Origin of the sequence: Mucilaginibacter pallidiroseus (assembly GCF_007846085.1) — a bacterium.
GTDB lineage: Bacteria > Bacteroidota > Bacteroidia > Sphingobacteriales > Sphingobacteriaceae > Mucilaginibacter > Mucilaginibacter pallidiroseus.
Genome location: NZ_VOEJ01000002.1, coordinates 25,957 through 44,076, shown reverse-complemented (window position 1 = coordinate 44,076; position 18,120 = coordinate 25,957). Strand labels below are relative to the sequence as shown.

At 41.3% G+C, this 18,120-nt stretch carries 16 protein-coding genes; 4 read left to right on the top strand and 12 right to left on the bottom strand.

The features are described from left to right. Nucleotides 1-58 precede the first annotated feature (58 nt). A complete protein-coding gene (locus FPZ43_RS04670) occupies nucleotides 59-460 on the bottom strand; it encodes a hypothetical protein (protein ID WP_146380700.1) in 402 nt (133 codons plus the stop codon). A gap of 142 nt (nucleotides 461-602) precedes the next feature. Here FPZ43_RS04670 and FPZ43_RS04665 point away from each other — a divergent pair, with 142 nt between their 5' ends. Further along, nucleotides 603-1,679 (top strand): carboxypeptidase-like regulatory domain-containing protein, encoded by a 1,077-nt coding sequence (locus tag FPZ43_RS04665; protein ID WP_146380699.1) that lies wholly within the window; start codon nucleotides 603-605, stop codon nucleotides 1,677-1,679. Between the two features lie 70 nt (nucleotides 1,680-1,749). On the opposite strand, the gene FPZ43_RS04660 is transcribed toward FPZ43_RS04665, so the two are convergent. Further along, nucleotides 1,750-4,284 (bottom strand): ATP-dependent Clp protease ATP-binding subunit, encoded by a 2,535-nt coding sequence (locus FPZ43_RS04660; protein WP_146380698.1) that lies wholly within the window; start codon nucleotides 4,282-4,284, stop codon nucleotides 1,750-1,752. A gap of 447 nt (nucleotides 4,285-4,731) precedes the next feature. Next, complete coding sequence (locus FPZ43_RS04655; RefSeq protein ID WP_146380697.1) at nucleotides 4,732-5,604, bottom strand: FkbM family methyltransferase; 873 nt, start codon at nucleotides 5,602-5,604, stop codon at nucleotides 4,732-4,734. 95 nt (nucleotides 5,605-5,699) lie between these two features. Between FPZ43_RS04655 and ettA the strand changes: the two genes are divergently transcribed. Further along, nucleotides 5,700-7,382: an energy-dependent translational throttle protein EttA gene (ettA, locus tag FPZ43_RS04650; RefSeq protein WP_146380696.1), complete on the top strand. Its 1,683-nt coding sequence runs from the start codon at nucleotides 5,700-5,702 to the stop codon at nucleotides 7,380-7,382. A gap of 65 nt (nucleotides 7,383-7,447) precedes the next feature. Here the strand turns inward: ettA and FPZ43_RS04645 are convergent, their stop codons facing one another. From FPZ43_RS04645 to FPZ43_RS04630, 4 genes are all read right to left on the bottom strand, one after another. Further along, complete coding sequence (locus FPZ43_RS04645; RefSeq protein ID WP_146380695.1) at nucleotides 7,448-7,948, bottom strand: hypothetical protein; 501 nt, start codon at nucleotides 7,946-7,948, stop codon at nucleotides 7,448-7,450. Nucleotides 7,949-7,995: 47 nt separating this feature from the next. Next, complete coding sequence (locus FPZ43_RS04640) at nucleotides 7,996-8,454, bottom strand: nuclear transport factor 2 family protein (protein WP_146380694.1); 459 nt, start codon at nucleotides 8,452-8,454, stop codon at nucleotides 7,996-7,998. Nucleotides 8,455-8,756: 302 nt separating this feature from the next. Continuing rightward, nucleotides 8,757-10,181 carry a chromosomal replication initiator protein DnaA gene (gene dnaA, locus FPZ43_RS04635; protein WP_146380693.1) on the bottom strand — a complete coding sequence of 475 codons (1,425 nt, stop codon included), beginning with the start codon at nucleotides 10,179-10,181 and terminating at the stop codon, nucleotides 8,757-8,759. Nucleotides 10,182-10,841: 660 nt separating this feature from the next. Beyond that, nucleotides 10,842-11,426 carry a DUF7935 family protein gene (locus tag FPZ43_RS04630; RefSeq protein ID WP_261380985.1) on the bottom strand — a complete coding sequence of 195 codons (585 nt, stop codon included), beginning with the start codon at nucleotides 11,424-11,426 and terminating at the stop codon, nucleotides 10,842-10,844. Nucleotides 11,427-11,462: 36 nt separating this feature from the next. Here FPZ43_RS04630 and FPZ43_RS04625 point away from each other — a divergent pair, with 36 nt between their 5' ends. Beyond that, nucleotides 11,463-11,816, top strand: a complete 354-nt coding sequence (locus FPZ43_RS04625) for a HesB/IscA family protein (protein WP_146380692.1) — start codon at nucleotides 11,463-11,465, stop codon at nucleotides 11,814-11,816. A 74-nt stretch (nucleotides 11,817-11,890) separates the two neighbouring features. Here FPZ43_RS04625 and FPZ43_RS04620 read toward each other — a convergent pair whose 3' ends face one another. After that, a complete protein-coding gene (locus tag FPZ43_RS04620; protein ID WP_186461762.1) occupies nucleotides 11,891-12,754 on the bottom strand; it encodes a peroxiredoxin family protein in 864 nt (287 codons plus the stop codon). Between the two features lie 146 nt (nucleotides 12,755-12,900). Between FPZ43_RS04620 and FPZ43_RS04615 the strand changes: the two genes are divergently transcribed. Further along, the gene (locus FPZ43_RS04615) at nucleotides 12,901-14,139 is read left to right on the top strand and encodes an ABC transporter permease (RefSeq protein WP_146380690.1); all 1,239 of its coding nucleotides are present in this window, start codon (nucleotides 12,901-12,903) and stop codon (nucleotides 14,137-14,139) included. 107 nt (nucleotides 14,140-14,246) lie between these two features. Here the strand turns inward: FPZ43_RS04615 and FPZ43_RS04610 are convergent, their stop codons facing one another. Genes FPZ43_RS04610 through FPZ43_RS04595 form a run of 4 tightly spaced genes read right to left on the bottom strand, consistent with a single transcriptional unit; the run spans nucleotide 14,247 to nucleotide 18,073 of the window. Continuing rightward, the gene (locus FPZ43_RS04610) at nucleotides 14,247-14,984 is read right to left on the bottom strand and encodes a tyrosine-protein phosphatase (protein WP_146380689.1); all 738 of its coding nucleotides are present in this window, start codon (nucleotides 14,982-14,984) and stop codon (nucleotides 14,247-14,249) included. 2 nt (nucleotides 14,985-14,986) lie between these two features. After that, entirely contained in the window at nucleotides 14,987-16,039 is a 1,053-nt protein-coding gene (gene rfbB, locus FPZ43_RS04605) for a dTDP-glucose 4,6-dehydratase (RefSeq protein ID WP_146380688.1), read from the bottom strand. Between the two features lie 10 nt (nucleotides 16,040-16,049). Continuing rightward, nucleotides 16,050-17,069 carry a UDP-glucose 4-epimerase GalE gene (gene galE / locus FPZ43_RS04600; protein WP_146380687.1) on the bottom strand — a complete coding sequence of 340 codons (1,020 nt, stop codon included), beginning with the start codon at nucleotides 17,067-17,069 and terminating at the stop codon, nucleotides 16,050-16,052. 14 nt (nucleotides 17,070-17,083) lie between these two features. Continuing rightward, entirely contained in the window at nucleotides 17,084-18,073 is a 990-nt protein-coding gene (locus FPZ43_RS04595) for a UDP-glucuronic acid decarboxylase family protein (RefSeq protein ID WP_146380686.1), read from the bottom strand. Nucleotides 18,074-18,120: the final 47 nt, after the last annotated feature.

Here is an 18,120-nt window from a genome sequence, read left to right as displayed (position 1 = left end):
CAAAAAAGGTCGCCTTGATATCAAGACGACCTTTTTTTGTTATAACAACATCATATTGTTACGGCTGTGAATCTACCAATACAATCTTTACCTGCATATTGTCTGGCCGGGTGGCAGCCTGTGCACCGTCAGCACGTTGCGCATAAAGTGATACAAAGCCAGGGTTGTGTGTAAAGCTAAAGGCATTGCCCTGGTAAACTTCAGGTACTTGTTCCCACACGCCGTTTGTAAAAGATATGTATACTAAAATAGCATAATTGTCATTAGCGTAGCTATCAATTTCAGGAACGTCTAAATCAACAGCATAGGTTGCACCGCCATCGGTACTAACCCAGGCGCTTGAATTAACTGATTGGATGATGGTTTGATTGTTATTTGGCGCTACAATAGTTTCTTTCTTGCATGATGAGGCAGTAAGCCCGATAACCGCAATACATAGGATAGATAAGAGTTTTTTCATTTACTGGTGGTTTAAAGAATTGATACATCGCAACGCAGCGATGGAGGTTTGTTGTTTATATTAATAAAGACGAAAGTTTTACAAAAAGGTTTAACAAACTAACCGAATAGTTTATATTTATTTCTACTGATACCTTCCTTACATGAAACGCTTTATTCTGCTTTTGGTATTGTTCCCGTTAGGGCTACTTGCCCAGGTCAAAATTAAAGGCCGTGTGGTTAATGGAATAGACAATACGCCTTTAGTTAGCGCCAGTGTTTTTTTAAGCAATGCCACAGTGGGGGATAAAACAGACGAACAGGGGCGGTTCACCCTCAATAACGTGAAGTCAGGGCAGTACGACCTTGTAGTGACTATAGTTGGTTTCGAGGGTTACAAAAAAACAGTAATGGTTACCAATGATGCAATAGCATTAGGTGATATCAAGCTGTTACCCAAAACAATTGCCCTAAGTGAAGTAAAAATCAGGCCTAACTTCAACCGCGAAAAATATTTTAATGAGTTTAAAAAGGAATTTTTAGGAACATCGGATCTTGCTCGCCAAACAATTATAATAAATCCCGATGTGGTAAATATTGATTATGACCCCGAGACTAAAATGCTTACAGCCGATAGCGGGCCAGACTATATAGAGCTCGAAAACAAAGCGTTGGGTTATAAAGTAAAATACTATCTAAAAACCTGCATAGTGAATTATAAAAATAGGCGTGTATTTTATGAGGGCACCGCACTTTATGAAGAAATGGAGGGTACACCGCGGCAGCAAAGTAAATGGAGAAAAAAAAGGAATGCCGTGTACAAGGGCTCTCCTATGCAATTCTTTAGAGATCTTGTAGCTAATAAACTAAACGACGATTTTATTATTGTAAGGTCGGACAGGCGATTAAAGCCTGGTCAGAAAATTTACGTTGTGGCGCAGGATACGGCAAGTGCCTATACGTTTGCTAAACGTACAAAAATGCCTGGCATATACATGCTGACTAACAACATCCCATTATACATTTGGTATACCGCAGTTACTTTTGATAAAAACGGAGCACCAGTTTGGCGGGAGCCTGGTGAAAATGTTGGGAAAATCGAGCTGTTGCAACCAAATGCATTCTTTGATGATAATGGCGTTTTGCTAAACCCGGAAAGCGTATTGTTTAATTACAGGTGGGGAACCTTGCGAGTGGGCGATCAGTTACCTATAGACTTTGTACCAACCGAGGAAAAGTAGTAAGCATTATTACAAAACAAAAGCCCTGCTTGCAATGCAAACAGGGCTTTTTGATATTTACTGCAGAAAATTATTTCTGTTCTTCTTCCTCAGTTTTTTTGTCTTCATTTTTTCTTGAAGATACCGTTATCTCACTTGTTTCCTTATTAAAGTCAACAACTAAAATATCGCCTTCGGTAAGTTCGCCTTTGAGTATTTCTTCGGCAATTGGGTCTTCCAGGTATTTCTGGATGGCGCGTTTAAGCGGCCTTGCACCAAATTGCGAATCGTAACCTTTGTCGGCAATAAATTCTTTGGCTTCGGTAGTTAACTCAATAGTGTAACCTAAGCTGTTGATACGGCCAAATAATGAAGCCAATTCAATATCTATGATCTTGAAGATCTCGTCTTTACCTAACGAGTTGAACACGATAACATCGTCGATACGGTTCAGGAACTCAGGGGCAAAAGCACGTTTCAAAGCATTTTCAATCACACCGCGTGAGTGCGCTTCTGCTTGGGTGGTTTTTGCATTGGTTGTGAAACCTACACCTTGTCCAAAATCTTTCAACTGGCGTGCACCAATGTTTGATGTCATAATAATGATGGTGTTCCTGAAATCGACCTTACGACCAAGCGAATCAGTTAATTGGCCTTCATCAAGCACTTGTAACAGTATATTAAATACATCAGGATGTGCTTTTTCAATCTCGTCAAGCAACACTACTGCATATGGTTTGCGGCGTACCTTTTCGGTAAGTTGACCACCTTCTTCGTAACCAACGTAGCCCGGAGGCGCACCTACTAAACGCGATACAGCAAATTTTTCCATATACTCGCTCATATCTATCTGTATAAGCGCATCCTCGGTATCAAACATAAAGCGGGCAAGCTCTTTGGCAAGCTCGGTTTTACCGACACCGGTAGGCCCCAGGAATATGAATGATCCGATTGGTTTTTTAGGATCTTTTAAGCCTGCACGAGTACGTTGTATAGCGCGTGTAAGCTTTTTGATGGCATCATCCTGACCGATGATTTTACCACTGATGGTATCTGTCATGCCCAATAGTTTTGCACTATCGGCCTGGCCAACACGTTGTACAGGTATACCTGTCATCATGGCAACAACTTCGGCAACGTTATCTTCGGTTACAGTATAACGTTTAGATTTTGTTTCAGCTTCCCACGCCGCCTTGGCCTGCTCAAGTTCTTCAAGCAAATGTTTCTCTGTATCGCGTAGTTTTGCAGCTTCTTCGTATTTCTGGCTGCGAACCACTTTGTTCTTCTCGATTTTGATCTGCTCGATTTTTTGCTCGATATCCAAAATTTCCTGTGGAACATGGATGTTAGTCAGGTGCACACGTGAGCCGGCTTCATCAAGCGCATCTATCGCCTTGTCCGGTAAAAACCTGTCGGTAATGTAGCGGGTGGTCAAAGTAACGCAAGCATTAACAGCTTCAGGTGTGTAAGTAACACCGTGGTGTTCCTCGTATTTCTCCTTAATGCGGTTAAGTATTTCTACTGTCTCATCAGGAGTAGCAGGCTCAACCATTACCTTTTGGAAACGACGATCCAACGCGCCGTCTTTTTCGATATACTGGCGATACTCATCAAGAGTGGTTGCGCCAATGCATTGAATTTCTCCACGGGCAAGAGCCGGTTTAAACATGTTTGATGCATCCAGCGAGCCCGAAGCACCACCCGCACCTACAATAGTGTGGATCTCATCGATAAACAGGATAACATCCGGAGATTTCTCCAACTCATTCATTACCGCTTTCATACGCTCCTCGAACTGGCCGCGGTATTTAGTACCTGCAACCAAAGAGGCCAGATCTAAAGTAACTACACGTTTATTGAACAATACACGAGATACCTTGCGTTGAACAATGCGCAGCGCCAAACCCTCGGCAATGGCACTTTTACCAACCCCAGGTTCACCTATCAAAATAGGATTGTTCTTTTTACGGCGCGATAAGATTTGCGATACACGCTCAATCTCTTTCTCACGGCCAACAATCGGGTCAAGCTTACCATCTTCGGCAGCTTTCGTTAAATCGCGGCCAAAGTTGTCAAGTACAGGTGTCTTTGATTTAATGTCAGATACCTTTTTAGGTTGCGTAAATGAGTCATCATCTTTAAAGTCGTCATCTCCACCTGTTGATGATCCCGGCATTTCGTCGGTAACATCGTGTTTATTCGATTCAACTTCGCTTTTAAATACCTCGTAGTTTACATTAAACTGCATTAGTATTTGTGAAGCGATGTTGTCTTCATCGCGAAGGATAGACAGCAGCAAATGCTCCGTGCCTATCACGTCACTTTTAAATATTTTGGCTTCAAGGTAAGTGATCTTTAATACTTTTTCGGCCTGTTTGGTTAACGGGATACTGCCTATATGTACATTAGTGCCTATTGTTCCTTTTACAGCATCCTCAACAGCACGGCGTAGTTTAGCGGTATCAACGGTTAGCCCTTTTAATAATTTAATTGCCACGCCATCTCCGTCACGGATAAGGCCAAGCAAAAGATGCTCAGTACCAATGTAATCGTGGCCAAGGCGCAACGCCTCTTCCCTGCTGTACTGTATCACATCTTTAACCCTCGGCGAAAATTTAGCTTCCATATATACCTTTCTGATTAATTGATCGTCCCTAATCTAAATATTTGTTTTTATCTGTCAAGACGATGTTAAACAATTATCAACAATATTGCCAGTTTCTTAACCTTGATGCAATCAGACAATTTAATGATGAATGCCTACCCAAAGAATAATTGAACGCCTGGTAATTTGTTTTTAAATCTTTATTAAAACCCTTGATTGTAAGTATAAAAACGTAATCTATAGTCTATTTGATACCTCGTCTGCAAAATAGTTTAATAGTATTAAGCTATTTTAAATTGGCCTGCCCTAACAGGCAATTAGTCACTAACTATGACAATACGGCATAGCCCGGTTTTTGCGCCGTAATTGATATACGAATAAAATAAATCAAACGATTTATATTGTAAGATACAAAGCAACCCGTGAAAATATCATGAAAACTTGTGAACACTCTGTTAAAATTGGTACCTAAAGCGGGCGATGTTTGATATAAACGGTTTTTGCTGTTATAAGCCTCTTCTCAACAAAGGCTAAATCGCGTATATATAGTGTGTTATGCTCGGTGTTGAGGCTGCCGGTCTCAAGCCGCCGTTTAAAGGGCAAATATCGCATGGGCTTAAAGCCATGGTCTAATAGCATAGTATGTATCTTAGCATCTTCAAAACCATAACGGCGGCCTGCGCCATTTAGCTCAATAATAATTGCTTTTAATTTGGCAGATGCCAGTGTTTTTTTTGCTCCATTTAAAACCTCGGTTTCAAATCCTTCAACATCTATCTTTATCAAAATTGGCGCATTGTCTGTCATGATGTTATCGAGCGTATCAATCGGCACTTCTATGATGTCGGTATCGTTGTCATTAGCCACATGATTACCTGTATCATGCCCTTTGGTAAATCTTAAAATATCCTTTTTGCTCCCCAAGCCTATATTAAGAGCTTTTACCTTAATGGCAAGCTCATTTAAGTTGATATTATGCTGCAGGTTTGAGAATGTGGCAGGAACTGGTTCAACCGCTATCGAATTTGCGCCGGCTTCTCCTGATGCCAATATGGTGTAGCTTCCAATATTAGCCCCCACGTCGGTAAACCAGTCACCCGGCCGTAAAAAGTGCAGCAAAAATGCCATGTCTTCAAATTCATGTAAGCCGCAGTAAATATTTCCGGTGGCACCGGTAAGGCCTTTCCATACCCAAAGCTTACTGTTTTTCGTAAACTGATATACAGCAGGCCTTTTTGTTATTCTTGATGTTATTTGCCACTTAACAAACCCCAATATTGCCTGCAGCTTATGCCCCTTGGTAAATGGATGATTGAGTATGAATTTTATGGTGCGGAGCATTGTGCAAAATAGCAATTAAGATGGTAGCATATGTTAAAAACATAGTGCATTAATTGTCCTTTTAATAGATATTTGCAACATAATTTTTGAACCACATGGCTGACGAAAAAATAATATTTTCAATGGCTGGCGTAAGCAAAGTTTACCCGCCACAAAAAACAGTACTTAAAAATATATACCTGTCGTTTTTTTACGGCGCTAAAATTGGCGTTATAGGTTTAAACGGATCTGGTAAGTCATCATTGTTAAAGATCATTGCCGGTATCGATAAAACTAACATTGGCGAGGTTGTTTTTTCACCGGGTTATTCGGTAGGCTATCTAAGCCAGGAGCCCGAGCTTGATCCGGAAAAAACAGTTAAAGAGATAGTTGAAGAAGGCGTTGCCGCTACTACAGCTCTTTTAAAAGAATACGAAGATATCAACGAGAAGTTTGGCCTTGAGGAATATTACAGCGATGCAGACAAAATGGATAAGCTGATGGCCCGCCAGGGCGAGCTGCAGGATCAGATTGATGCTGTAAACGCCTGGGAACTTGATACCAAACTGGAACGTGCAATGGATGCATTGCGTTGCCCCGAGCCCGATACCAAAATTTCAGTATTATCGGGAGGGGAGCGCCGCCGCGTGGCCTTATGCCGCTTGCTGTTGCAAGAGCCGGACGTTTTACTGCTTGACGAGCCTACCAACCACCTGGATGCCGAATCTATCGACTGGTTGGAGCAGCATCTTAAACAATACAAGGGTACCGTTATAGCTGTAACGCACGATAGGTATTTCCTTGACAACGTTGCAGGCTGGATTCTGGAACTTGACAGGGGCGAGGGCCTGCCTTGGAAAGGTAATTACTCATCATGGCTTGATCAAAAATCAAAACGTCTTGCACAAGAAGAGAAAAGCGAAAGCAAACGGCAGAAAACGCTGGAGCGAGAGTTGGAGTGGGTGCGCATGGGCGCAAAAGGCCGCCATGCCAAATCAAAAGCGCGTTTATCAAACTATGACAAATTAGCCTCTGAAGAAACTAAGGAACGCGAAGAAAAGCTGGAGCTGTTTATTCCGCCGGGGCCGCGTTTGGGTAATGTGGTTATTGAAGCCAATAACGTTACCAAGGCTTATGGTGATAAAGTATTGTTCGAGAATTTGAACTTTAGTTTGCCGCCTGCCGGCATAGTGGGTATTGTAGGGCCAAATGGTGCCGGTAAAACTACCCTGTTCCGTTTAATTACAGGTCAGGATAAACCGGACGCTGGCGACTTCCGTGTAGGCGAAACTGTTGCGCTTGGCTATGTTGACCAGATGCATGACGACCTTGACCCGAATAAATCTGTTTGGGAAAATGTAACCGATGGGTTAGATAATATTATGGTGGGTAACCGCCCGCTTAACTCGCGCGCTTATGTATCCAAATTCAACTTTAACGGTGCGGATCAGCAGAAGAAAGTTGGCGTATTATCTGGTGGAGAGCGCAACCGTGTGCACCTGGCCATTACGCTGAAAAAAGGATCGAACGTGTTGCTGCTGGATGAGCCAACCAATGATATCGACGTAAATACCTTACGAGCCCTGGAAGAAGCCCTTGAAAACTTTGGCGGCTGTGCCGTTATCATCAGCCACGACCGCTGGTTCCTCGACAGGGTTTGTACCCACATCTTGGCGTTTGAAGGGAATTCTCAGGTTTATTTCTTTGAAGGTAACTACAGCGACTATGAAGAAAATTACAAGAAACGCGTTGGCGATGCTGCTCCTAAAAGGATTAAGTATAAAAAGCTGACTGTGTAAATAATTTAACAAAAAGAAATCAAGATACAAGACAACGGCCGGGCAAATTGCCCGGCCGTTTTTGGTTACTTTTTCGGTTTTAATGTTGAAAAAATATAGAGAATCGTATCAACTCCTGCCCTTGATTTTGAACGGCCTGCCGCGTGGATCATTTGATCCCATCCATGATTAAATTTATTTTTTGAAAACGTCTGTGTAAAAAAATCATCCTTGCAACTATAAATTTCCCAAAGTACATTATTCTGTAATATAATTGAGTTTTTATTATTCAGTTTGCATTTTTCTACAACTGGAAATTTTGATGGATGATTTCCTATATACATAGTGGCATTAAATCCTGATTTATTCGCTGAATTTTTTCGTTTTATATAGTATACTGAAAAGTCTCCAGCTCGACTCTCAACAATCGTATAGTCTGCAGGTATTGAAATAGTATAATTTGCGTTTGGCAAGTTATTACTCATCATATCCGTCAATGTCTTAAATGTATCGAACTTATCTTGCTTGTTACTGTTACAAGAGAACAGCAACAAGGTTAAAAAAATAGTAAATGAAATTCGTTCCATAATGATAGAATCAAGTCAATATACTCTTTAAGATTCATTATCGAAATTTATTCAGGGCAATTGTCTTTTCGGTGGGTATCAACAATGTAAATAATTTTCCAGCCGTCAGCTCCTTTCATCAATTGAAAGAAATTAACACCACAATGGCTGAATTTGTCGCCCAGGTAAAACTTGTAAGGCGTCCATACGCTTGCCAGTGTGCCGTCTATTTTTATATCGCCAAAGGTTATGCGTTCATCGTAAATTTCCTTATGCGGGGCGCCAACCTGCTTAATAAACACTTCTGGCTGTTCGGTTATCAAAGCAGTTGTGCCGTCTTTTCTGTTAACAACGCTTTGCAATACCATCCCTTTTGCAAATGTATTTTTAAGCGCTGTGCTATCACCCGCTTTCATGGCAGCAAACATGGTATTTATAGTTTGTTTAACGGCATTGGCCTCGCTTTGCTGGGCGCGCAAAAGGGATGAAACGCAAATTAAGGTACAAATGATAAAAAGCTTTTTCATAGAAGTAATTTAAGAATTACTTGGCTGTGTCTTTTTGAAGTGGATAGCCAATAATATGCCTATGCCTGCGCCCAGTCCACTTATTAAAGATGTTATAAAACTTCTATGAAAGTCTTCTTTAAAAAGAAAAGCCAATGCGCAAAAATTTATAAGGCCACAGATAATTACTGATATAACGAATAAGTAGAATCGTCTTAGCAGGGGCATTTGAATAATGGTTATGGTTTATCTAATGTAGTGATATTGAATTGATAAACAAAAAAAGCCCCGCGAATGCGAGGCTTCAAAATATGTCAAGTCAATTAAGACATTTTTAGTTTTTTCTGGATATCGGCAACATAGCCTTTAAACTTTTTATCGGTGTCAATTAGATCTTCAACCGTTTGGCAGGCATAGATAACGGTAGAGTGGTCGCGGCCGCCAAAGAAGCTACCGATTGACTTAAGGGAACTTTTGGTATGTGCCTTAGCCAGGTACATTGAGATTTGGCGGGCCTGTACAATTTCGCGTTTGCGGGTTTGTGATTTTACCATATCAACAGGCACCTCAAAATATTCGCAAACAAGGCTCTGTATGTATTCCATTGAAATTTCCTTTGCCGAATTTTTTACAAAATTCTTCAGCATATGCTTGGCCAGGTTAAGGTCAATCTCTTTACGGTTAAGGGTTGATTGTGCCAGTAATGATACCATTGCGCCTTCCAGCTCCCGCACATTGTTATCAATATTGTGGGCTACGTATTCAACCACCTCGTTAGACAGGTCGATACCATCCTGGTAGATCTTGTTTTTAAGGATAGCCATGCGTGTTTCCAGATCAGGCACCTGCAAATCTGCAGATAGGCCCCATTTGAAACGCGATAGCAAACGCTCTTCTAAACCAGCCAAATCCTTAGGCGCTTTATCTGAGGTAATGATCAGTTGTTTGCCGCTTTGGTGCAGGTGGTTAAATATATGGAAGAAGAAATCCTGTGTTTTTTCTTTACCTGCAAAGTTGTGCACATCATCCATGATCAGCACATCAATGGCCTGGTAAAAATTCACAAAGTCATTAATGTTATTATGCTTAAGCGCATCAACAAACTGCTGGGTAAATTTTTCGCAGCTTACATATAATACAAGCTTGTCCGGAAGGGTACGCTTTATCTCGTTACCAATGGCTTGTGCAAGGTGGGTTTTGCCCAAACCTACACCACCATAAATCATCAACGGGTTAAATGATGTGCCGCCTGGTTTTGCTGCCACTGCGTAGCCGGCAGATCGGGCCAAACGGTTGCAATCGCCCTCTACAAAATTTTCGAACGTATAGTTACGGTTAAGTTGAGGGTCGACATTGAGTTTCTTTAAACCCGGTATCACAAAAGGGTTCTTAATGTCCTTATTAATAGAAATAGGTATCGGCATACTTTGCGATTTTGCTTCGGCACCATTTCCGTTAGAGGGCATGTTGGTTGTATATGGCTTAGCGGATGATTGCTCAACAACAATATTATACTCCAACCGGCCTTCGTCGCCAAGTTGTTTCTTTATTGTTTTGCGCAGCAAGCCTACATAATGCTCTTCAAGCCACTCATAAAAGAATAAACTTGGTACCTGTATAGTAAGAACGCTTCCCTCCATCCTCAAAGCTTTTATCGGCTCAAACCAGGTTTTAAAGCTCTGGGCCGGTATGTTGTCTTTAATGATCTGAAGGCAGCTATTCCAAACGTTAGTACAAGTTTTTTCCATATGGGGATCGAGTAATATCTTGATTTACAGTGTTCCGGGTGTGGCAATTTTCGGCCGTTTCGGAACATCGAATATTCTAAAAAAAAGCGGATTAAAAAACAGTTATTAACATTTTTTTTAGAAATATATTTTTAAAAAAATGTGGGCTAATTGCCACCAAATCAACTTTTAATATTTATATTTTGCGTGAAAGTGTGGAAAACTGCCTCTGCAAAGCCCTGTTGCATTTTTTAAAGTTTGAACAAGGAATTTGCGTTTTTTGAACGAAAAGCATCGTTGCAAAATCCTTATGGATTAAGATATTAAATATCTTAAAACGCAAATCTTGTAATTGTTATCTCTAAAAAAGCAGGAGCCAAAATTTGTGTCCCTAATTGAGATTTTGGCATCGCACCGGTCGCTTTCAATTAAGCAGAACGGTTATTAATCCGCTGCATTGACTCAGCCAAATTGCTTGGCTATTTTTTGCTGTTTCCTGTCACCACTTCTTTCGGCATCTTAAACGGGCAGTAGCTTTACATTGTTTGTTGCTATGTTGATAATTTTTAAAAGACAATGCTATGTAGCACAAATACAGAGCAATAAATTTTAAAGGAGTTGCAGGCTGTTAAATTAACAATATAATTAACAGTACACCTTTATATAGGTAAGCAGATTTAATTAAAACAGCTCCTCGATATCCTGGCGTATCATGGCTGTAGCAACATCGTAAGGATTTTTCTCAAGCGTACCAAGGTGGGTTAGTATCACTTTGCTTAAGTCAAGCCCGGTTGCGTTTGCGGGCATGCCCTTGGCGGCGCTATTTACTAAGGCAAGGGTATCATCTTTCATTCGCTTTACCACGCCCCAGGCTTGCAAGCTTACATAAATTTGCTGGGTTACGTTGTGTTGGTATTCGGTGCGGATGTCCGATACTATTACGGCATGCAAATCTGCGGCGGTGTAGCTGCTATCGTTAAGCCGTATTAACAGGTTGCTGGGGTTGATGCGTTCGGTAAATAAAATCAACCTTTCATATGCCTGCAGGCGTAAGGGCAGGGTTTGGGCGGCTATCTCCTTTTTAAGTTCAAGCAATTGTATATTATTACTTTTATCGAGATATGGCTTAAACAAGTAAAAGGCTATATATATAATGCCAATGCCGGCAATGGTATATTTTATAATATCTAAAAGAAGATTGTAAAGCATTGTTTGAAAGTGTTTGGCAAGGGTCATAAATATGGCCCGGCCAACAAAACTCTGCATTTTACCTTATATTTGTTATAGTTAAATTAAAATAAGATGAGCGCAAGTGTTGAAACCTTAACTGCACCGGTAACCTTTACACCAGGGGCGGTAAAAGAACTTTTTAAATTAAGAGATCAGCAGGAACTTAACGACGATTTTGGCCTGCGCGTTGGCGTTGAAGGCGGCGGCTGCTCGGGCATGAACTACGTTTTAGGTTTTGATCAAAAAAAGGACGGCGATCAGGAGTATCATATAGATGGTGTTAAAGTTTATATGCACAAAGCGCATGGCCTTTACCTTGCCGGGATGCAAATTGATTTTCAGGACGGCCTTAATGCCCGTGGCTTTACCTTCAATAACCCCAACGCAGCAAGCACCTGCGGTTGTGGTTCCTCATTCTCGGTATAAGTATTTTAAAAGTCTATAATAGAAAAGCTTCTGCATTTTGCAGAAGCTTTTTTGATTTTACGCCGAATTTTAAATTAATTGGCTGCCAGACTTTCATTAATAGTTTTATTTATCCAGTAGGGAGTGTTTGCAGCAAAACCGCATGAGTTGAATCTTACTACTCCTGTTTTGTCAATAACAACGTTGGTGGGGTATAAATGCACTCCGTAAATATCAGCAGCGCTTTGCCCGCTTGCAACCTGGCGGTATTTAAAGGGATTTACGCCTGTAAAGGTTTGTATATCCTTCCTTCTGTCCAAGCCGATAGCCAAAAACACAACATTTGGGTTATTGATATGTCCATCTACAATTTTATTAAGTTCAGGTATCTCTTGGCGGCAAGGTGGGCATCCAATAAACCAAAAGTTAAGCACAACAACTTTGCCTTTTAGTTCCTTTAAATCAGCGCGCTTTCCATCCATATCAAACAGGTGAAAATTTGCCGGAATTGTTCCGTTAACAAATGAGCCGCTTTCGCGAGGCATTGGCAACCTTGCCATCCTTTCCTCTTCGGTGTCTTTTTGTGCCAAAGGCGCTGACCCGATAGCTCGTTGAATTTCCTGTGGTGCTGCTGTTGGTTGCAGTTGGCCAGACTGATATAGGGCTAATCTTTTTTTACGTTCTTTCTGTTCTCTTGGGCTCAACCTTACTAACTTATACTGATTTTCGGGATCGAGGCTACTTCTGCGTAAGCTATGCGTACCTTCAATCATCATAGTGTGCCACTGATTATATGTTAACACTTTCCCGGTTGAATCTTTAACTACTGATGTTTCATCCGGTATGCGTTGGCCGACCTTAGAGGGTAAGGTTTTTATATTGCGTATTATCGTTTTTTGCGCAGTTGCTGGCAGCAAGAATGCCAACATTGTAGCTGCTAAAATGATATGCTTTTTCATTTGGTGATAATATGCCTTTAAGTTAACTAAAGCCATGTACATAGCAAAAAATACTTTAGTTTGAAGGTGAAAAATGTAGTATGATACTGTGTAACAAATCCCCTGTCATAGCAGTCAAACAATTGCTTAAATGATTACGCTGAAGCATGGCTGTAAAAACTACTTTAAAAGAAAACATATCAATAGCGCTGCAGTCAATCGGTGGTAACCGTTTGCGCACATCTCTTACGGCCCTCATCATTGCTATTGGTATTATGGCACTTGTTGGGATATTAACCGCTATAGAAGGCATACGCCAGTACACCAACGATGCCTTTGCGGGGTTAGGTGCCAATACCTTCACCATACAAAACCGTGGCTCGGGCATTAGCTTTGGCAAAGGTGGGCACCGCAAAATATACCCTGTGATTACTTACGAACAAGCCGACCGTTTTATAAAACTTTTTAAGATGCCTGTGCGCAGTAGTGTAGATGTCACGGTAAGCGGTACGGCGATAGCAAAATATAATAGCGTAAAAACTAACCCTAACCTGCGCGTTATTGGGAGTAATGATAATTACGTAGCTATCAAAGGACACACTATTGCTTTTGGCCGCAATTTTTCATCTTCAGAATTGGAGCACGGGGCAAACGTGGTTATTATCGGCGACGACTTAAAGCAACAGCTTTTTAAAAAGGACGATGCTATAAACAAAACAATATTGCTGGGTAGTAATAAATTTAGGGTTATTGGTGTGCTTGCCTCTAAAGGTGCAAATAGCTTCGGGGGTGACAAATTTTGTATTATCCCGGTGCTAAAAGCCAGGCAAATTGCGGCTACATCAAAACCAACTTTTAGTATTACCATTGCCGTTAGCGGTCCGGGAGCGCTCGATGCTACCACTGGCGAGGCTACATCTCTTTTTCGCAATGTTCGCGGGCTGCGCATTGGTCAGCCGGATAATTTTGAAATATTCCGGAGCGACTCGATACAGGAAGAACTTACCGGCCAGTTAAACAATGTTACGGTTGCAGGTTTTGCTATTGGTATTATTACGTTATTAGGTGCCGCAATAGGTTTGATGAACATTATGCTGGTATCGGTTACCGAGCGTACCCGGGAGATTGGTTTGCGTAAATCCATAGGAGCCACCCCGGCTGTTATACGCAAGCAATTTTTGATAGAAGCAATTGTAATTTGCCTATTGGGCGGCATTGCGGGCATGATATTGGGCATGGCAGTTGGCAACCTTATAGCCGTGCAAATAAGCGGTACGTTTGTTGTGCCATGGTTATGGCTGTTTGCCGCGGTTGCATTATGTACTGCAATAGGACTGTTATCAGGTTTTTATCCTGCCAAAAAAGCAGCCGGGCTTGATCCTGTTGAGGCATTGCGGTACGAGTAAATTTTATAGTAGTTGTCAGTGATTAGTATATAGTTAGCAGGAAATATATAAAAAAAGAGAAGGCCTTGTTTAAGCAAGGCCTTCTCTTTTTTTATAACATATTGCTTTTACAATAGCACGTTTTTCAACGGATAATTAAAAAGTAGTTTTTCAAGATGAGGAAATTGCAGCGCATCTTCAAGCGCTTGAGCGTGCCTTGGGTGGTGCATATCGCTTGATATAAAATCAACCAGTTGATTGTCTACCATATCTTCCGCCATTTTTTTTGACGTTTTGCCGTAATAGCCTGTAAGTGATATGGTGTTAAGCTGTAAATTACAACCCATTAACTTGAAGCGTTTAAGCTGCTCAATATCCATATAACTGTAACGCTCAGGGTGAGCCAAAATTGGTTTATAGCCCATGTCTCGCATTTTTTGAATTACATGAAAGGCGTTGAGCGGCTGGTTAACAAACGAAAACTCGAACAGTACATAGTTATCGCCCATTGTTAAAACTTTGCGTTCGTCTATACGGGATTCAAACGTTTCATCAAAATAATGTTCAGCAGCGGCGCTGATATCAATATCAATTTCCTGCCTTTTTAGCTCTTCCTTAAGAATAGCAAGCGCGTTAAAGATACTGTCGTGATCATTACGATAATAATCAATCATGATGTGCGGGGTAGCAATAATTTTTTTTATCCCCAGCTCCATCATTTTTTTGATCAGTACAATTGATTCTTCAGGTGTTTGCGCGCCATCGTCTATACCCGGCAGCACATGCGAGTGCATATCCGTAGCAATAGCGCTGTAGTTAAAATCTACCGCTTTCCTGACTTCCTTCTTCTTAAAAAATCCAAACATTATTAACGGTTATTGTACTGCTCGCTGTAGTAATCCTGGTAATGGCCCGATGTTACGTTTTTAAGCCATTCATTGTTTGATAAATACCAATCTACAGTTTTCTCAAGCCCTTCTTCAAATGTTATTGATGGGGTCCAGCCAAGTTCATTTTTAAGTTTGGTGGCATCAATAGCATAACGCAAGTCATGGCCGGCACGGTCTGTTACATAAGTAATTAATTTAGCCGACTCGCCTTCTTCGCGGTTAAGTTTTTTATCCAATATACGGCAAAGTAATTGAATCAGATCTATGTTTTTCCACTCGTTGTGGCCGCCAATATTATAAGTTGTGCCTGTAGCTGCGTTATGGAAAATTACATCAATAGCGCGGGCATGGTCTTCAACCCAAAGCCAGTCGCGCACGTTTTCGCCTTTGCCGTAAACTGGTACAGGTTTGTTTTCTGTAATGTTGTGTATAGCAAGCGGAATCAGCTTTTCCGGGAAGTGGTATGAGCCATAGTTGTTAGAGCAGTTTGATATTACGGTATCCATGCCGTAGGTATCATGGTAAGCACGCACAAAATGGTCTGAACTGGCTTTAGAAGCCGAGTATGGCGAATGTGGATCATACGCAGTTTGCTCGGTAAACATATCTGTTTCGCCCAGTGTGCCGTAAACCTCATCTGTTGACACATGGTAAAAGCGTTTTTTGTCATACTCGCCTTTCCAAAGGTTTTTAGCGGCATTCAACAAGTTTACGGTACCAACAACGTTGGTCATTACAAACTCCAGCGGGTTGGTAATGGAACGGTCTACATGCGATTCGGCAGCGAGGTGAACTACTGCGTCTGGCTGCTCTGTAGCAAAAAGATTGTTTATAAACTCCAGATCAACAATATCACCTTTTACAAATTTGTAATTAGGCGCATTTTCGATATCCTTTAAGTTAGCAAGATTGCCCGCGTAAGTTAATTTGTCCAGGTTTATGATCTGGTATTCGGGATAGGTAGTTACAAACCTGCGTACTACGTGCGAGCCAATGAAACCGGCACCACCAGTAATGATAATTTTTTTCATGATAAGTAGTTTACAACGGATTTTTTGCAATATAGTTTTCCCATTGCCATGCCGACGACATCATTGTGTCGAGGTCAAGTTCTGTTTTCCAATTAAGTTTCTCTGTTGATTTGGTAACATCGCCCCAAACTTTCTCCACATCGCCCGGGCGGCGGGGGCCGACCTCATAATTCAGTTTAACGCCCGTAGCATTTTCAAAAGCTTTAATTACCTGTAACACCGAGCTGCCGTTGCCGGTGCCAATGTTAAACATGTCATAGCCTTTAAAATCCTGTTTTTCCATCAGTTTGAGGGCGGCAACGTGCGCCTTGCCCAAATCAACTACGTGTATATAGTCCCTAACGCAACTGCCATCCGGAGTGTCGTAATCGCCACCCCAAACGGTTAGTTTTTCGCGTTTGCCAATGGCTGTTTGCGTAATAAAAGGTACAAGGTTTTGCGGTACGCCTAACGGTAATTCGCCAATAAGCGCGCTATCATGAGCGCCTACCGGGTTAAAATACCTTAACGATACAATTTTTAGCTTACTGCCCGCAGCTATAACATCCTGCAAAATTTCTTCGGCAATTTGTTTGGTATTGCCGTAAGGCGATTGAGCTGCTTTAACCGGCGCATCCTCTGTTACCGGTAAAACATCCGGCTGGCCATAAACAGTACAGCTTGATGAAAATACAAGGTTTACACCTTTGCTGTTGTATGCCTCGAGTATGTTAATAAGCGAATAAAAGTTATTACGGTAGTATTTTAACGGTTCTTTTACAGATTCGCCTACCGCTTTAAAGGCCGCAAAATGAATAATGCCTTTAATATCCGGCTCTTGTTCCATAAAGCTTTTAATAGCCTGTGCATCACAAAGGTTAAATTGGTAAAAAGCAGGTTTGTATCCGATTATTTTAGCCAACTGATCCAGTATACGGATATTGGAATTGGACAAGTCGTCAACAATAATAGGGTCGTAGCCGGCATTTACCAGTTCAACAACAGTATGTGAGCCTATAAAACCAAGCCCGCCGGTAACTAAAATTTTCATAGGGAGTATTTAATTTATTTATTGTAGGTGGTAAAGTCTTTATGTTCAACCTTTTCAAGCACATCTGTAGGAAGGGATTTAAAATACTCGTAAGTTATTTTTAAGCCCTCTTCGCGAGATACCTTGGGCTCCCATCCCAATAACTCTTTAGCTTTTGTTATATCGGGGCGGCGCTGTTTAGGGTCGTCTACCGGCAGATCTTTAAAAATCATTTTTTGCTTAGTGCCGGTTAGCTTGATAATTTCTTCGCCAAATTGTTTAATGGTAATTTCACTTGGGTTACCAATGTTTACCGGGTAAGCGTAGTCGCTAAAAAGCAAACGATAAATCCCCTCGATCAAATCGCTTACATAACAAAAAGAGCGGGTTTGCGAACCATCGCCAAATACGGTCAAATCTTCTCCCCTGATAGCCTGACCAATAAATGCAGGTAATACGCGGCCATCATTAAGGCGCATACGCGGGCCGTACGTATTAAATATCCGTACTATACGGGTTTCTACACCGTGGAAGGTGTGATAAGCCATGGTAATAGATTCCTGAAAACGCTTAGCTTCATCATAAACACCACGGGGACCAACAGTGTTTACATTACCCCAGTATTCTTCGGGTTGTGGATTAACAGATGGGTCGCCGTAAATTTCTGAAGTTGACGCAATAAGCATGCGCGCATTTTTGGCACGTGCCAATCCTAATAAATTATGGGTACCTAATGAGCCTACCTTTAAGGTTTGAATAGGGATTTTTAAATAATCTATAGGGCTTGCAGGCGAAGCAAAATGAAGTATGTAATCCAGCTCGCCGGGGATGTGTACAAACTTTGAAACATCATGATTATAAAACTCAAAATTTTCGAGTTTAAAAAGATGTTCTATGTTACGTAAATCGCCGGTGATAAGATTATCCATGGCAATTACATGGAAATCCTCGTTAATAAACCTGTCGCACAGATGCGAGCCTAAAAAGCCGGCTGCGCCGGTAATTAAAATACGTTTGCGAGCCATTAGCTTATCTTAGTTTGTTTTCGGTGTAGTTATAAAATAGCAATTCG

Coding starts and splice junctions, on each gene's coding strand:
- FPZ43_RS04645 (WP_146380695.1), bottom strand. CDS start 7,948: ATGGAACGAATTTCATTTACTATTTTTTTAACCTTGTTGCTGTTCTCT.
- FPZ43_RS04640 (WP_146380694.1), bottom strand. CDS start 8,454: ATGAAAAAGCTTTTTATCATTTGTACCTTAATTTGCGTTTCATCCCTT.
- FPZ43_RS04625 (WP_146380692.1), top strand. CDS start 11,463: ATGAGCGCAAGTGTTGAAACCTTAACTGCACCGGTAACCTTTACACCA.
- FPZ43_RS04660 (WP_146380698.1), bottom strand. CDS start 4,284: ATGGAAGCTAAATTTTCGCCGAGGGTTAAAGATGTGATACAGTACAGC.
- FPZ43_RS04670 (WP_146380700.1), bottom strand. CDS start 460: ATGAAAAAACTCTTATCTATCCTATGTATTGCGGTTATCGGGCTTACT.
- FPZ43_RS04610 (WP_146380689.1), bottom strand. CDS start 14,984: ATGTTTGGATTTTTTAAGAAGAAGGAAGTCAGGAAAGCGGTAGATTTT.
- FPZ43_RS04655 (WP_146380697.1), bottom strand. CDS start 5,604: ATGCTCCGCACCATAAAATTCATACTCAATCATCCATTTACCAAGGGG.
- dnaA (WP_146380693.1), bottom strand. CDS start 10,181: ATGGAAAAAACTTGTACTAACGTTTGGAATAGCTGCCTTCAGATCATT.
- FPZ43_RS04630 (WP_261380985.1), bottom strand. CDS start 11,426: ATGCAGAGTTTTGTTGGCCGGGCCATATTTATGACCCTTGCCAAACAC.
- FPZ43_RS04595 (WP_146380686.1), bottom strand. CDS start 18,073: ATGGCTCGCAAACGTATTTTAATTACCGGCGCAGCCGGCTTTTTAGGC.
- galE (WP_146380687.1), bottom strand. CDS start 17,069: ATGAAAATTTTAGTTACCGGCGGGCTTGGTTTTATAGGCTCACATACT.
- FPZ43_RS04665 (WP_146380699.1), top strand. CDS start 603: ATGAAACGCTTTATTCTGCTTTTGGTATTGTTCCCGTTAGGGCTACTT.
- ettA (WP_146380696.1), top strand. CDS start 5,700: ATGGCTGACGAAAAAATAATATTTTCAATGGCTGGCGTAAGCAAAGTT.
- FPZ43_RS04620 (WP_186461762.1), bottom strand. CDS start 12,754: ATGAAAAAGCATATCATTTTAGCAGCTACAATGTTGGCATTCTTGCTG.
- rfbB (WP_146380688.1), bottom strand. CDS start 16,039: ATGAAAAAAATTATCATTACTGGTGGTGCCGGTTTCATTGGCTCGCAC.
- FPZ43_RS04615 (WP_146380690.1), top strand. CDS start 12,901: ATGGCTGTAAAAACTACTTTAAAAGAAAACATATCAATAGCGCTGCAG.